Source organism: Martinezella multihospitum, assembly GCF_900094585.1.
GTDB classification, from domain to species: Bacteria; Pseudomonadota; Alphaproteobacteria; order Rhizobiales; family Rhizobiaceae; genus Rhizobium; species Rhizobium multihospitium.
In genome coordinates this window covers 1288678-1302375 of sequence record NZ_FMAG01000001.1, presented here as the reverse complement: position 1 = coordinate 1302375, position 13698 = coordinate 1288678, and the positions used below count along the sequence as shown (strand labels likewise).

Genomic DNA, 13698 nt, shown 5'->3' with positions numbered 1-13698 from the left:
GGGAAATGCCGCTTAATCCCGCGACCTGCCGGGGGAACGGGGCTATTTGCGCGGCCAAGCCAGCCTGCTCCGGTTCGCAATGTAGAACACCACCGCGATGAACATTCCCGATCCGATCAGATCGAGCCGGTGACGCCCGAAGAGGAAGAGGCCGAGAAGTGCGAGCCCGATCGAGGACAGGATCAAGAAAAGCGAGGGCGCGACGCTCGTGATGCGCGTTCTCGTCTCGCCTTCGGCCTCGACGCCATCGCCGGTAATGTGACCGCTGGAGCCGGCCAGCTTGTTGCCGAGACTGATCGTCACCTGCCCCCTCCTCGTACCGACCTTGCCTTTGGTGGTGTTTCTCGAGGTCAGCAGCACGAGTGCCATCGATATGACCATGCTGGCGAACGCCCAGGAGAAAACCGTGCATGCCGCCATGGCGGTCGCATTGGCATAGATTCGGTAGAGGTAAAGGGCCAAAGCTCCCATCCCGATAGCGATGGCAAGAAACAAGGAACCGACAATCAGGAATGTGATCCTGCCGGACAGTTGCGTTTCGCCTTCCACGTGGCCTCCCCATCGACATCCATCTGCTCAGACTGTGCAAATTAGGAGGATACCCACGATCTTCAAATGCCGGCGCGATATTCGGCCCAGTTTGGCTGCACGCCGGCATGATCTTTACGAAGCCGCGAGCAGCCATAGTTAGCTGATGTGTCGTGTGATGGAGGTACTCATGAAGATAGCAATATCCGTTTCGGCGATGATCATCATCGGCCTTTCTGCCATACCTGTCGAAGCTGCAGGGATCGATTGCGCAAAGCCGGGCTCGCCAAGCGACCATATGATCTGTCAGGATAAATCGCTGCTTGCCCGCGATGCGATTGTGGGGGATCTCTATGCCGCCGCACTGAAACGCGATGATGCCGACAAGATCCGGGAACGGCAACGGCGCTGGATTACCAAAGTGCAGTCCTGCGGCGATGCGGCATGCGCCCGGCAGGCTTATGACGACCAGATTGCGTCTCTCTTGAGGACCAAGGGCGGGCAAAGCGCTTCGACGGATTTCCAGTCGAACAGCGCCGACGGCAATGAGGGCCACCTTGCCATCTTCGGACCGGTCGATGGTCTCCTCGCAGTTTCACTCTCCTCGACCTTCGTCGGCCCTGGCGGAGCAGATGCCGGCGATGTCAATGCCGACGGTCTCGACGGTGTCGTACCCCTGGCGAAAGAACATGCTGAACTCTCCAGAGACGCGTGCAAGATCGACCTCGATCGCCTCAACACAAAGACCTGGCACGTGTCGCAGGCGGGTGTGTGCGATTTCGCCGCCGGTGTAACCCTGCAGGGTACCTATCGCAAACAGTGACATGGTTGATGCGAAGCGAGGATGCGCTATCCTCGCCCGCAATTATAGGCCTCACTAGTCCTGAGCATTTCCTCTTATATCGCTGACATCGCCCGCACTGACGGGGGCTGCCGCATTGCCCCAGCTGTTGCGGACATAGGTCAGCACGTCGCTAACCTGCTGATCATTGAGTCTCCAGGCAAAGGACGGCATGGCCGGGGTTGTTTGCTTGGACGAGGTATGAACAGCCTGGCTTCCCGCCAGAACGACATGGGCAAGCGTTTCCGCACTTGACTGCAGGACAAGACTGTTGCCAGCCAGCGCCGGAAACAGCGGCATGGCACCCTTTCCATCCATGCCGTGGCACGCGGAACAGGTGTCGTGATAGATTGCGGCGCCCGCCACCATGCGTCCGTCATCCGCCTTCAGCGGCGCGGGCTTATCCGAGGAACCCGCTGAAAGGCTCTTCAGATAGACCGCAATCGCCTTCAGGTCGGCATCCTTCATCTGCGAGGTCGACTGCGCGATGGCCTCCGCCATCGGCCCCGAGGCAATGGTCTTATCCGTCGAGCCCGTTTTCAGATAGGTGACGATGTCGTCCTCGCTCCAGGCGCCAATGCCGATATGCGGGTCGCCGGTGATGTTCGGAGCATACCAGCCCTGCAGCGAAGCGCCCTGCAGGAATTGAGAGTCCTTGTCGGCCCCGAGGAAGGATTTGGGCGAATGGCACGTCGCGCAATGCCCTGGCCCCTGGACGAGATAGGCACCCCTATTCCATTCGGCCGTCTGCGTCTCGTCCGGCACGAAAGGCGCGGGATCGAAATTGAGGAGATTCCATCCCCACATGGATAGCCGGATATTGAGCGGAAACGGCAGTTGATTGGCGACGACCTTGTTCTTCACCGGTTGCAGCGTGGTCAGATAGGCCCACATCTCGGAGAGATCTTTGTCCGACATCTTGCTATAGGCCGGATAGGGCATGGCCGGATAGAGCCGGATGCCATCATGGCCGGTACCGGTCTTCATCATGCGGATGAAATCGGCCTCACTCCAGTTGCCGATGCCGGTTTCCCTGTCCGGTGTGATGTTCGGCGGCACCAGGGCGCCGAATGGCGTCTGCAAGGGCTCGCCGCCGGCAAAAGGCTGTCCGCCCTGCTTCGTGTGACAGGCCGAACAGTCGCCGAGAACGGCCTGATAGCGGCCATTGATAACGCGATCCGCGAGATCCGTGGAATCTGCAAAAGCGGTACTGGCGGATGCCGAGAGGGCACCGAATGCGATCAGAATGGAGAGCTTCTTCATCATGCTGACACCAGGGGAGCACCGGGGTTGCGGAGATATTTGTTGCGGATCGCATCGGCTGCGACAAAGGCCAGGGCACCGACCGTTCCCGTCGGGTTCTTGCCGGCATTGTGCGCAAAGGCGGAGGCACCGATGACGAACAGGTTCGGCACATCCCAGTTCTGCAGGTAACGGTTGACCGCACTGGTTTTCGGATCGCCCCCCATGATCGCGCCGCCGGTATTGTGCGTGCTCTGATAGGGCACCGAATCCCAGCCCTTCTTGCGCCGGGCGGCGTTGTACTGGCGCGCACCCAGCGTCCTGGCGATATCCTCCATCCGATCGGAAACATAATTGGACATCTTCAGATCATTGTCTGGAAAATCGAAGGTGATGCGCAGCAATGGCCGTCCAAAACGATCCTTATAGGTCGGATCGAGATCGAGATAATTGCCCTGCGTCGGATAGCTCGAACCCTGTGAGCTGTAGGTCATGGTGCTCTTGTAGGCTTGGGTGGTCGCAGCTTTCCATTTCGATCCCCAACGCGGCGTACCGGGAGGCACAGGGCGCATGGCGATCGGCCTGCCGTTTGTGGGAATGCAGTTGATCCCGGCCCCGCCGACGAAATCGACAGACCCATGATCGAAGGCATCGCCATTGAAATCATCGACGGTCTGGCCGAGCGCGCCGGAAGCGATGAAGGGATTGAAATTCTTGTCGTCGAAGAAAACCTGCATGCCTGCATTGGTCTGGTAACAGTAATTGCGCCCCACCACGCCCTCGCCGCTATTCGGATCATAGGGCTTGCCGATGCCCGACAGCAGCATCAGACGCACATTGTGAAGACCGTAGGCGCATAGCAGCACCAAATCGGCGGGCTGGAAGAACTCTTCGTCGGACGTATCGACATAGGTGACACCCTTGGCCATCTTGCCTGAGCCGTCGAGATCGATGCGCAACACTTCGCTGTCCGTACGCAGCTCGAAATTCCTCTTCTTCATCAAGACGGGCAGGATCGTCGTCTGCGCGCTGGCCTTGGAATAGTTGGCGCAGCCGAAGCGTTCGCAGAAGCCGCAGAGGGTACATTCGCCCATCGCGATTCCAAGTGGATTGATGTAGGCCTTCGACAAGTTCGCCGACGGGGTCGGGAACGGGTGATAACCGAGCTTGCGCGCTGCGTCGGCAAAAAGGCTTGGCGCATAACTCATCTGCATCGGCGGCAACGGATAATCCCGTGCACGCGGATCCTCGAAGGGATTGCCGCCCTCCTGAATTTGTCCCTTGATGTTCCCGGCCTTGCCCGAAATACCGGCCAGATATTCGAACTTGTCGTAGTAGGGCTCCATCTCCTCGCCCGTTACGCCCCAATCCTGAAGCTGAAGGCCGTCGGACTTCGACGCACCATAACGCTCGGTCAGGTGGGATTTGATGCGAAAATCGCTGTCCCAGAAGCGCCAGGTATGGCCGTTCCAATGAACACCCGCCCCGCCGACGCCATTGCCGGGCAGAAAGGAGCCGTAGTCGCGCATCGGCAAGGCCGTCTGCGAGAGATTGTTGCGCATCGTCATCGCCTCGACGCGCGGCTGCAGGAAAAGGTCGCGCCGGATGCCGTAGCGCAGCTCGTCCTGCACATAGCCGATGTTGAAATCCGTTGCCGTGTCTCGCCAGGGACCACGCTCGATCGCGAGAACATCCAGTCCCTGTTCGGTCAACTCATGCGCGAGAATGGCACCGGTCCAGCCGAGACCGACGATAACGACATCTTTACGGGGAAGAATTTTTGTCATGGTTGGCCTCCTATTTTTCCGCCCAGAACGGCTGGCTTGCAATGGAAATCGGCGGATGCGGATAGGGCTCGTTGAACTTGCTGACATGGTCGCGATAATCGTATCGAGCGCCGGGAAAGCCCAGCATCTTCCACGAGGCCATATCCTTGTTGCCGCCATAGACCGGATCGGCGAAAAATCCCTCCATGACATTGCCGAGGATAACATTGAACAGGGCCTTGCCGTCGACATTGCCGTCGAGCTTGACCTTGCCTGCCTCCAGTTCCGTCAGGAAACCGTCCTGCTCTTCCGGGGGGAGGTCGGCGAAGGCCTTGCCGCCCTTGTTCTGCTTCAAATAGGCATCGACCGCCGCCAGACCCTTTCGATAGATCTGCGCCGGGTTATCCGCACCTTGATAGCCTTGCGTTGGCAAGCCGGGCAGGAACGGCCCCTGCGTATAGAGCCGGCTGGAATTGCCATAAGCCCCCGCCAACTGACGATCGAGATAAACGGCGCAGCCCGCTTCCTTGCCGCCGATGCTGAGATTGTCGGCAGGGATCATGCGATCCGCGATTGCCTCGATGGTGCGCCCCTCCTGTTCGCTAAAGAATTTCCAGCCACCCGGCATCACCTGCCTTGGCGGATCGGCTGCATAGGAGGTCCAGGGAAGATTGCCGCCCTGATATGATCGCGCCAATACCGGGCCGGCGCTTCCGGCAAGGACGGTCAAGGCAACAGACGAAAGGAAATGGCGCCGCGACAGGCGCTTTGGACAGAGTTCAGACACTGGGGGCCCCGATTGGCAAGATGATGCAAGCTATCTTCGATCGAACATCGCAAACGTCACCGGCCGCCATCGCAGTCATCCAGCGCGGGGCGTCCGGCAGGAATGCACGGCATCGGCAGAGCGCCGATTCCACCCTCAGTATACATCCCTACGTGACGAATCCCATACATAATATGAATCAAAATTCGACAAAACGACCCTCAAAACTTGAGATTACCCATTGATTTTTCAAGGAAAACAGGTTGACGTCGACATCCCCAGCGCCGCCTTGCCGACGCTGGAAAGATCAACGATGGTTAACCGGGCTTTACTTATCCGTTGGTTGCGACCAACGGCGCTGTCGGCTCAGCGCAGCGTAAGTTTGAAATGACGATCAGGAAAAATCAGCCGGGCCGATCGGGTCATGCAAATGACGGGAAGGCGGACTTCACAGCATCGCAATACAGTTGCATGCCAGGTCATCGCAGTGATGACCAACCTGTTCGATCCGGCCGCCAGCGACGGCCGGACTGCTTTGAGAAATCCTGAAATCGGGCGATCAGCCGCCGACCGCGTCGGAGGTGCACTTCTTGACGAAGCTCGTCTTGGCGGCACCGGCAAGCTTCTTCGATGCGGCCTGAGTATCGCAGGCGCTTGCGGCATCCTTCTCGCATTTCTTGGTAAAACTCGTCAAAGCGGCGCCTGCCAGCTTCTTGTCGGCGGCCTGTGCTTTACATGTCGCATCCGCTGCCATCGCACCGCCGGCGATGCAGGTCGAGACAATGGCTATTCCGAGCAGTCTGATCATCGAATTCCTCCGCGCTATCCCGGCAAAAGACCGGGTTAGCGGAGTCTAACGGAATGCCCGCCGGAGTAAAGATATGCGCCAATCATCCACGCAAAAGAAAAAGCGTTCTGTATTATCCCTCAAACGGCGCGGACCTGGCCCGCCCCGTCTTGAATCGATCGACAAAAGAATAGAAACTGCGCACAAAGGGGCAAGCAATGTCATGCGGCCACCCTCACCTCACGCACTGGCGAAGCGCGACAAGCAGCAACACGAACTGAGTGCTCCACTATCCTCTCATGAAGACTATTTCAGGCACGAATCTCGAACAGGCCAAATCTCACAACCGGCGCGTCGTGATCGAAGCCATTCGCACCAATGGCCCGATGTCGCGGGCCGCCATTGCCCGCGTGACGGCGCTGACCACGCAGACGGTTTCGAATATCGTGGAGGAACTCGCGCGTTCACATCTCCTGATCGCGACGGAGGCGCAGAAGATCGCCCGCGGTCAGCCGATTACGCCCTATATGATCAATCCGGCTGGCGCCTACTCCATCGGTTTGGAACTCGGGCGTCAGCGTGCGGCCGGCGTACTCACCGATCTGTCCGGCACGGTCTGCGCCCGCGTCGAATGCCATGTCGACAGGCCGGGACCGACCGAGGCAATGCCGGTCCTTGCCGAGATCGTCAGGGATCTGCAGGAAGCCTTCTCCTTTGATCGCGACCGGCTGCTCGGCGTCGGTATCGCCTTGCCCGGACGCTACGCCGATGGCGGCGTAACCTCGCTCAGCCCGCTCAACCTGCCGGGCTGGCAGGATTTCCCCGTTGCCAGCGAACTCGAACGCCTGATCGGCCTGCCCGTACTTGTCGAAAACGACGCCACGGCAGCAGCGATCGGCGAGCGGCTCTATGGCGTTGCCCGCGGCCTTGGCAGCTTCGTCTATCTCTTTCTTGCCGGTGACGGCGGCATTGGCGCCGGGATGTTTCTGGACGGCCATCTCTACAAGGGCAGCCGCGCCAATGCCGGCGAAATCGGCCATATCATCGTCGAACCGCATGGTAGGCTTTGCACCTGCGGCAAGCGCGGCTGCCTCGATCGCTATGTCTCGCCATCCGTCGCCTACGAGTGCCTGGGCATCGAGAATGCGCAGGAGCTCGACCCCGACGATCTGGATGCGCTGATCGCGGCAAACGGCCATGGCCTGACGACGTGGCTGGAACAAGCGGTACAGCCGCTGCGCCAGACGATCGACTTTCTCGAGCTTGCCTTCGATCCGCAGACGATCGTGCTTGGAGGCAGCGCGCCCACGTCCCTGATGACAGGGCTGGCCGAAAGCGTCGAACCGCTCCACATCCCAGTCAACCCAACGGAAGAGCGCACCATTCCGCGTCTGATGATCGGCGCCAGCGGCAAGGACACCGCTATTTTAGGTGCGGCCGCTCTACCCATCTTTTCAGAAACCAATCCGCAGTTCGATGTCCTGCAGAAGCCATTGACGCATCGCGCCGTTACTCAGTCTTGAAAGACCGAGGAACGGTCTGCCGTGCGGTTCCACTTGCTTCACTCAGGCGCGACCACAAGGGTCGCGCCTGAGGGCCATGCATCAAGCTGTCAGAATTGATGCAGGCCGTATAGCAGCGGCATCGTGCCGACAAGCGCCTTGAACCGCTCCCAGGACTTTGCGGAGGGCTTCGTCCAGCCGGTTTCCGCCAGTGCCGAAAGACGCGGGAAGACCAGACGGTCGAAGATGGCGCGGTCGGTCATCGACTCCGACCAGATGCAGGCCTGAATACCGCGAAGCTTTTCTTTCTGGACATCCGTCCAGCCACCGATGGGATCGAAGTTGTAGAGCTTCTCCGGATCGGAATGGCCTGCCCAGCTTGCGCCAGGCTCGTCCCAATCCGGGCGCATCGCCATGTCGAGATAATAGACCTGGCCCGGGCAGACGACGATCTCATATCCGCGACCGGCAAGTTCCGCCGCCACTTCGACATTGCGCCAGCTGCAGAGATAGCTCTTGTCCTTGTTGATCCGGTCACCATGGGCAGCCTCTTCCCAGCCGCCCGTCACACAGCCCTTCGAGGCAAGAAATGTCTGGACGCGCTCCAGGAATTCCGCCTGCAGGAAGGCCGCGCCCGAGCCGTGAATATCGTCAGCTCCATGCGTATTGGTAATAACGTTCAGGCGCTTGGCATGGGCATCAGCAACGTCATCACCAGCGAGTTCTCGCAGCCGTGCCAGTGCCTCCGGCGAACCAGACCAGGCACCGAGTGGCACCTCGTCGGCGCCGATATGGATCGTTTTGAACGGGAAAAGCTCGATCAGCTCCGAGAGGATCGTCTCGATGACCTCATAGGTCTTTTCACGCGCCGGGTTGATACAGTTATCCGGGAAACCTTGAACCGAATAATAGCTGCCCGCCTCATTCGGATCGCGAAGCTCGGGGATTGCCTGCAGCATGGCGTAGCAATGACCGGGTATGTCGATCTCCGGCAGAACCTCGATGCCGAGACCCTTGGCATAGGAGACGATATCGCGCACGACGGCCTTGGTATAATAGCCGCCGGTGCGGGTTGGGCTGGAGCCGAGAAGCGGCGGCACCGGCAAGCCATGGCCGCGCCATGCGCCAATCTCGGTCAAAGCTGGATAGGCATCGATCTCGACACGCCAGGCTTCGTCATCCGACAGATGCCAATGGAAGCGGTTTAGCTTGTTCCAAGCCAGCACCGCCATCAGCTTCTTGATTTCAGCCGAACCGTAGAATTGCCGTGCGACATCGAGGTGCAGGCCGCGCCAGCCCATGGCAGGCTCGTCGACGATCTCGCCGGCCGCGGGGAAATGGAATGCCTGCGGATGCAGACGCGCACCGCGCCAGATCTGGCCGATGGTGACGAGGCCATAGACGAAGCCGGTCTGCGCGCTCGCTTCGACCGCTATGGTTTCGGGCGAAAAGGCAATCCTATAGGCCTCGGCACCCAAGCCCTCGACATGGAGCAACTCCACCGGCACGGCACCTTCCGCCTCGGAACGGATCAGCCCTTCGGCTGAAAAGAGATGCTCGACAAGGGCCGTGAAGCTCTGAGCGGCAGCCTGTGCCTCCGGCCCCGCAACTTTCAAGACAAAGCCTGCGGGGAGCGGGCGCCGGGCGGAGACAGCGACGTGGTTCGGCCAGGGAATGATCGACAACGGTACCGGCGGATTGGACGGCACCGGGTACACCTCCGCGCCGCGCTTCAGCGGCGCATTGCTTGACGACGTGCGCGTCGGCTCCGTGCCGAGTGAAACCGTGGTGCCATCGGCAAATGCGAGATAGGCGCTGTTGGCGCCATCGTTCCAGTGGCGGAACTGCCAGCTCAGCGCACGAACGGTGATGGTCCACGTCTCGCCACCGGCGAGCACGAAACCTTCCGGCGGTTGAAATTCCGTGAAGTTGGAAAGCCGCTTGGTAACGGTAGCCCCTTCGACAATGCCGGCGGGATCGACACGGCCGGGGCCGCTAACGCAGAGCGTAAAGCCCGAAAGCGGCTCCGTCGACAGGTTCTTCAGCCGCAGCACATAGGAAAAATCCTTGTCGCCGACGGGTGGGTTCCAGGTGGTTTCAAGCCGCAGAGCCAGGGATCGCGGTGTGGACATGAGCATTCTTTCTTCCTGAAGATATCGTTCAAAGCTTGAGCATGCCGGCATAGATACCGGGTGCGGAATTGGGGATCTGGATCGCCCCGACCGTCTTCTCATAGAATTCCGAAGGGCCGACATCGCCGATGACGGTGTAGCCATAGCCTATGGCCTTTGCGTCATTGAGGCAGGCAAAGAGCAGCGCGCGGCCGATGCCGAGGCCGCGAACGCTTTCGTCGACGCCGGTCGGGCCGAAGAAGCCGCGCGCCGTCGCCTCATGGCAGGCAAAGCCGACAAGCTCGCGATTGCGTGTGGCGATGAAGCATGTCGGCGGCTGGCGGGTCATCGCGACCGTCGTCTCGCTCGCCCAGCCCTCGCTGAAATGCTTGCCGACCCAGCCGGTGATAACACGCAGTTCCGGCGGCAGAGCGCGCCGGATGGTGACATCAGCCTTCGCCATGCGCTCGGGCGACTGCGTGTCGACCGGTAAGGTCGATAGATTGACCAGATAATCCACAATGAGATCCTTTTAGTTCGATGCGACGAGCGCACGTATGAAATGATTGGGGCCGATCTGTTCGACGGCAGTCGAGATCGGCCGGCTGAGCGCGCGGATCTTTTCCGCCTGCTCGAGAAAGCGGGCGCTGCCACCGGTCACGAACCTGCGGCCGCCATCCGGCACAGCCGAAAGCAGAAGCTGCGTATAAGGGTGCCTGGGATTGGCGAGGACGGCATTGCTTTCGCCCCATTCCACCATCTGGCCGGCAAACATCACCACGACTTCTTCGGCGACATGGGCCGCCGTTGCGATATCGTGGGTGATGTAGAGCATGGCGAGATCGTTCTCCCGCTTTACCCGCGCCAGCAGGTCGAGGATGTCCTTACGGATCGAGACGTCGAGCATCGACGTCGGCTCGTCCGCGACAAGCACGCTCGGCGCGACCGCGAGCGCACGGGCGATGTTGACGCGCTGGCGTTGACCGCCGGACAGTTCGTGCGGAAACTTCTGGCGCGTGATCGAGGGATCGAGCCCGACGCTTTCCAGCAGCTTCGCTATATCCTGGTCCCGCTCGGCCTTCGGCTTGTCCCCGCCATGCAGCTGCAACGGTCTTGCAATGTGATGATTGATGGTGAAGGCCGGATTGAGCGAGGAGAATGGGTCCTGAAAGACCATCTGGACGTCCTTGCGGTACATCCGCTCGTCCTTGCCGGAACCCCGTGCGGTGCGGTCCTGGCCACGGAAGAGCAGCCTTCCGGCGGTCGGTTTGTCGAGCCGGGCGATGATGCGGGCGCATGTCGTCTTGCCGCAGCCGGATTCGCCGACCAGTGCCAGCGCCTTTCCGGCAAACAGCGAGAAGGAGACGCTCTTCAAGGCATGGACGGAGCCGAAATGGCGCTGGATATCATCGAGCCGGATGACGGGTTCTGCAGTTACGGCCTGTATCTGCGGTTTCATGCGAAAACTCCGGAAGAGTGAGCGCTGACTGGAAGCTGCGGAATGGCGTTCCAGAGCTTGCGCGTGTAGTCGTGAACGGGCGCCTGGCTGACCTGCGCGACATCGCCGACCTCGACCAGCTCGCCCTTCAGCATGACGCCGATACGGTGACAAAGCTGCGCCATCAGGTGCAGGTCGTGGGTGATGAACAGCACCGAGAAGCCATAGGTCTGCTGCAGGTCGAGAACCTGCTCCAGAATTTCCCTCTGCACGACAACATCGAGAGCCGTCGTCGGTTCGTCCATGATGATGAGTTCGGGACGCAGCGCCAGGCAGATGGCGATGACGATGCGCTGGCGCATGCCGCCGGAAAACTGGTGCGGGTAATCGCTGACGCGATGCGGGGGAATACCGACCAGCTTGAACATCTCTTCGGCACGCGCACGCGATTTCTGCCGTGAGCAACCGGTATGGCGATGCAGGACGTCATGGAACTGCGCCTCCACCCGCATCAGCGGATTGAGCGAATTCATGGCGCTCTGAAACACCATGCCGATACGCTTCCAGCGAATCCTCTGCAGCTCGCCTTCCGGCATTTTCAGCAGATCCTGACCATCAAGGCGGATGCTGCCGCCGCTGATCCAGGCCGGCGCCTTCGATAGCCTTGTGATCGCATAGGCGATCGTGCTCTTGCCGCAGCCGGATTCGCCGGCAAGGCCGAAGATCTCGCCGCGGCCGATGTTGAAGGATACATCCTTCACCGCTCGGAAATCGCCCTTGTCGAGCAGATAGTCGATGTTGAGGTGCTCGATTTCAAGCAGGTTGTCGCTCATTGCTCGCTCCTCATCATGCGATTGCGGGCACGCGTCAGGCGGAACCAGCGGGTCAGGGCCGGGCCGGAACGCAATTGCGGATTGGCGATTTCATCGAAGGTGAAGTTGATCAGCGCGAGACCGAGACCCGTGAGCGCGATGCCGATGGCCGGCACGCCGATATCCCACCAGGCGCCGACCATGATGGCCGAGGCATTCTGGGCGTTGTAGAGCATAGTGCCCCAAGTGACCTTCAGCGGATCGCCGAAGCCGAGATATTCGAGCGTCGTCTGCGCGACGATTGCATAGATGATGCTGCCGACCAGGTTGATGCCGATGAGCGGCGTCAGATTGGGCAGGATCTCGACGAAGATGATGCGCCAGGCCGGCTCGCCGATCATCTTGGCGGCGATGACGAAATCGCGATTGCGCAATGCCATCGTCTGCGAGCGGGTCATGCGCGCACCCCATGGCCAGGACGTCATGGCGATGATGATCATGATCGTCATCGGGCCGACCGTGCCCGCGAAGGAGGCAAGCAGGATGAGGAGCGGCATGTTCGGGATGACCAGCACGGCATTGGTGGCGAGGTCGAGTGCGGCGTCGGTCTTGCCGCCGGTATAGCCGGCGATGAGGCCGATGGCCGTGCCGATTATCGTAATGGCGATACCGGTAGCGAAGCCGACGGATAGCGAACTTCTGGCCCCCCAGACGAATTGCTTGTAGACGTCGCGGCCCATCTTGGTGGTGCCGAAGACGTGCTCGACGGATGGCGGCTGATGCGAGCGGCCGACGCGAGCGCCCGGCTCGCCGGGTGCGATGATCGGCGCAAAAATCGCCATCAGGCATAGTGCGGCGACGATGACGAAGCCGACAAGCGCCTTCTTCTGGCTGAAGATGGCTCGGAAGGAAAAGCTCATCGGCTGCCCTCCCGCAAACGCGGATCGACAAGACCGTAGAGGATGTCGACCAGGAAATTGGCGCCGAGGGTCGCGAGCGTCATCAGCAGCAATTGCCCCTGAATGACGGGATAGTCTCGCGCCACGCTAGCGGTAAACAATGTCAGGCCGAGACCGGGATAGTTGAAGACGATCTCGGTGACGATCGAACCGCCGAAGACGGCGCCGAGTATCAGCGCAAGATTGGTGAGGACAGGCAGCAGCGCATTGCGCGCACCATAGCCGAACATGACGGCGAGATTGCTGAGGCCCTTGGCCCGCCCCATCGTCACGTAATCCTCGCCAAGCACGACGATCATCGCCGAGCGCATGGTGGTCTGGAACTCGCCGATCAGGAATGGCGACAGCGTCAGCACCGGCAGGATGGCATGCACGAAAACGCTGCCGAAGAAGGTGAAATTGAAACCCGGATCGAGATTGGGATCATAGGCATATCCCACCGGGAACCAGCGCAGCGACACGGCAAAGACGAACAGCGTCGTGAGCGCAACAATGACGGGCGGTATCGAGAACAGGATCACGGCGAAGGGCGATACGACCGTATCGAACCGCCCGCCGCGCCTCCAGGCGGCCACAGCGCCGAGAATGACGCCAACGCACAGCGAAAAGATGATCGCCGTTACTACCAGGAAGATGGTCCACAGAGTGGCCCGGCTCAGCACCTGGACCACCGTCTGCGGGTAATATTTGACCGAAACGCCAAGGTCGAAGGTGGCAAGGCCTTTGAGATAGTCGAGGAACTGCATCATGATCGGCTGATCGATCTCGCCGAAACGGGCCTTGATCGCCTCCACGGCCGCGGGTGTGGCCCGCGGCCCGAGCTGGGCAACCATGGCGTCGACGGGACTCCCCGGCATAAGCCGGGGAAGAATGAAGTTCACGACGATCGCGAAGGCCAAGGCCACCGCATAGACGCCGAGGCGCCGGCTTGAAACACGCATGTCTG

General features: G+C 60.4%; 13 protein-coding genes. 2 read left to right on the top strand and 11 right to left on the bottom strand.

Annotated features, from left to right (window positions below; all coding sequences use genetic code 11):
* Positions 1–42: 42 nt before the first annotated feature.
* Entirely contained in the window at positions 43–549 is a 507-nt protein-coding gene (locus tag GA0061103_RS05950) for a hypothetical protein (protein WP_092707981.1), read from the bottom strand.
* 169 nt (positions 550–718) lie between these two features.
* Between GA0061103_RS05950 and GA0061103_RS05945 the strand changes: the two genes are divergently transcribed.
* A complete protein-coding gene (locus GA0061103_RS05945) occupies positions 719–1351 on the top strand; it encodes a lysozyme inhibitor LprI family protein (protein WP_092707978.1) in 633 nt (210 codons plus the stop codon).
* A 54-nt stretch (positions 1352–1405) separates the two neighbouring features.
* Here GA0061103_RS05945 and GA0061103_RS05940 read toward each other — a convergent pair whose 3' ends face one another.
* The 4 genes from GA0061103_RS05940 to GA0061103_RS05925 all read right to left on the bottom strand — a co-directional run bounded on the left by GA0061103_RS05940 (position 1406) and on the right by GA0061103_RS05925 (position 5951).
* The gene (locus GA0061103_RS05940) at positions 1406–2635 is read right to left on the bottom strand and encodes a c-type cytochrome (RefSeq protein ID WP_245304669.1); all 1230 of its coding nucleotides are present in this window, start codon (positions 2633–2635) and stop codon (positions 1406–1408) included.
* Positions 2632–4398 (bottom strand): GMC family oxidoreductase, encoded by a 1767-nt coding sequence (locus GA0061103_RS05935; RefSeq protein ID WP_092707975.1) that lies wholly within the window; start codon positions 4396–4398, stop codon positions 2632–2634. Before GA0061103_RS05935 ends, GA0061103_RS05940 begins: the two co-directional genes overlap by 4 nt.
* Before the next feature lie 10 nt (positions 4399–4408).
* A complete protein-coding gene (locus GA0061103_RS05930; protein WP_245304668.1) occupies positions 4409–5164 on the bottom strand; it encodes a gluconate 2-dehydrogenase subunit 3 family protein in 756 nt (251 codons plus the stop codon).
* A gap of 538 nt (positions 5165–5702) precedes the next feature.
* Complete coding sequence (locus tag GA0061103_RS05925) at positions 5703–5951, bottom strand: hypothetical protein (RefSeq protein ID WP_092707972.1); 249 nt, start codon at positions 5949–5951, stop codon at positions 5703–5705.
* 278 nt (positions 5952–6229) lie between these two features.
* Between GA0061103_RS05925 and GA0061103_RS05920 the strand changes: the two genes are divergently transcribed.
* Positions 6230–7453 (top strand): ROK family transcriptional regulator, encoded by a 1224-nt coding sequence (locus GA0061103_RS05920; RefSeq protein ID WP_092707969.1) that lies wholly within the window; start codon positions 6230–6232, stop codon positions 7451–7453.
* An 89-nt stretch (positions 7454–7542) separates the two neighbouring features.
* Here the strand turns inward: GA0061103_RS05920 and GA0061103_RS05915 are convergent, their stop codons facing one another.
* The 6 genes from GA0061103_RS05915 to GA0061103_RS05890 are packed head-to-tail and all read right to left on the bottom strand — an operon-like array spanning position 7543 to position 13693.
* Complete coding sequence (locus GA0061103_RS05915; RefSeq protein ID WP_208603482.1) at positions 7543–9570, bottom strand: beta-N-acetylhexosaminidase; 2028 nt, start codon at positions 9568–9570, stop codon at positions 7543–7545.
* Between the two features lie 22 nt (positions 9571–9592).
* Positions 9593–10063 carry a GNAT family N-acetyltransferase gene (locus GA0061103_RS05910; protein WP_092707966.1) on the bottom strand — a complete coding sequence of 157 codons (471 nt, stop codon included), beginning with the start codon at positions 10061–10063 and terminating at the stop codon, positions 9593–9595.
* Positions 10064–10075: 12 nt separating this feature from the next.
* Entirely contained in the window at positions 10076–11002 is a 927-nt protein-coding gene (locus GA0061103_RS05905) for an ABC transporter ATP-binding protein (protein WP_092707964.1), read from the bottom strand.
* The gene (locus GA0061103_RS05900) at positions 10999–11814 is read right to left on the bottom strand and encodes an ABC transporter ATP-binding protein (protein ID WP_092707961.1); all 816 of its coding nucleotides are present in this window, start codon (positions 11812–11814) and stop codon (positions 10999–11001) included. The genes GA0061103_RS05905 and GA0061103_RS05900 overlap by 4 nt, the downstream gene beginning before the upstream one ends.
* Positions 11811–12713: an ABC transporter permease gene (locus tag GA0061103_RS05895; RefSeq protein WP_092707958.1), complete on the bottom strand. Its 903-nt coding sequence runs from the start codon at positions 12711–12713 to the stop codon at positions 11811–11813. The genes GA0061103_RS05900 and GA0061103_RS05895 overlap by 4 nt, the downstream gene beginning before the upstream one ends.
* Positions 12710–13693, bottom strand: a complete 984-nt coding sequence (locus GA0061103_RS05890; protein ID WP_092707956.1) for an ABC transporter permease — start codon at positions 13691–13693, stop codon at positions 12710–12712. Before GA0061103_RS05890 ends, GA0061103_RS05895 begins: the two co-directional genes overlap by 4 nt.
* Positions 13694–13698: the final 5 nt, after the last annotated feature.

Excerpts from the sequence above, each read along its gene's own strand:
- GA0061103_RS05915 (WP_208603482.1), bottom strand. The coding sequence starts at position 9,570 with ATGCTCATGTCCACACCGCGATCCCTGGCTCTGCGGCTTGAAACCACC.
- GA0061103_RS05925 (WP_092707972.1), bottom strand. The coding sequence starts at position 5,951 with ATGATCAGACTGCTCGGAATAGCCATTGTCTCGACCTGCATCGCCGGC.
- GA0061103_RS05900 (WP_092707961.1), bottom strand. The coding sequence starts at position 11,814 with ATGAGCGACAACCTGCTTGAAATCGAGCACCTCAACATCGACTATCTG.
- GA0061103_RS05905 (WP_092707964.1), bottom strand. The coding sequence starts at position 11,002 with ATGAAACCGCAGATACAGGCCGTAACTGCAGAACCCGTCATCCGGCTC.
- GA0061103_RS05895 (WP_092707958.1), bottom strand. The coding sequence starts at position 12,713 with ATGAGCTTTTCCTTCCGAGCCATCTTCAGCCAGAAGAAGGCGCTTGTC.
- GA0061103_RS05945 (WP_092707978.1), top strand. The coding sequence starts at position 719 with ATGAAGATAGCAATATCCGTTTCGGCGATGATCATCATCGGCCTTTCT.
- GA0061103_RS05935 (WP_092707975.1), bottom strand. The coding sequence starts at position 4,398 with ATGACAAAAATTCTTCCCCGTAAAGATGTCGTTATCGTCGGTCTCGGC.
- GA0061103_RS05940 (WP_245304669.1), bottom strand. The coding sequence starts at position 2,635 with ATGATGAAGAAGCTCTCCATTCTGATCGCATTCGGTGCCCTCTCGGCA.
- GA0061103_RS05890 (WP_092707956.1), bottom strand. The coding sequence starts at position 13,693 with ATGCGTGTTTCAAGCCGGCGCCTCGGCGTCTATGCGGTGGCCTTGGCC.
- GA0061103_RS05920 (WP_092707969.1), top strand. The coding sequence starts at position 6,230 with ATGAAGACTATTTCAGGCACGAATCTCGAACAGGCCAAATCTCACAAC.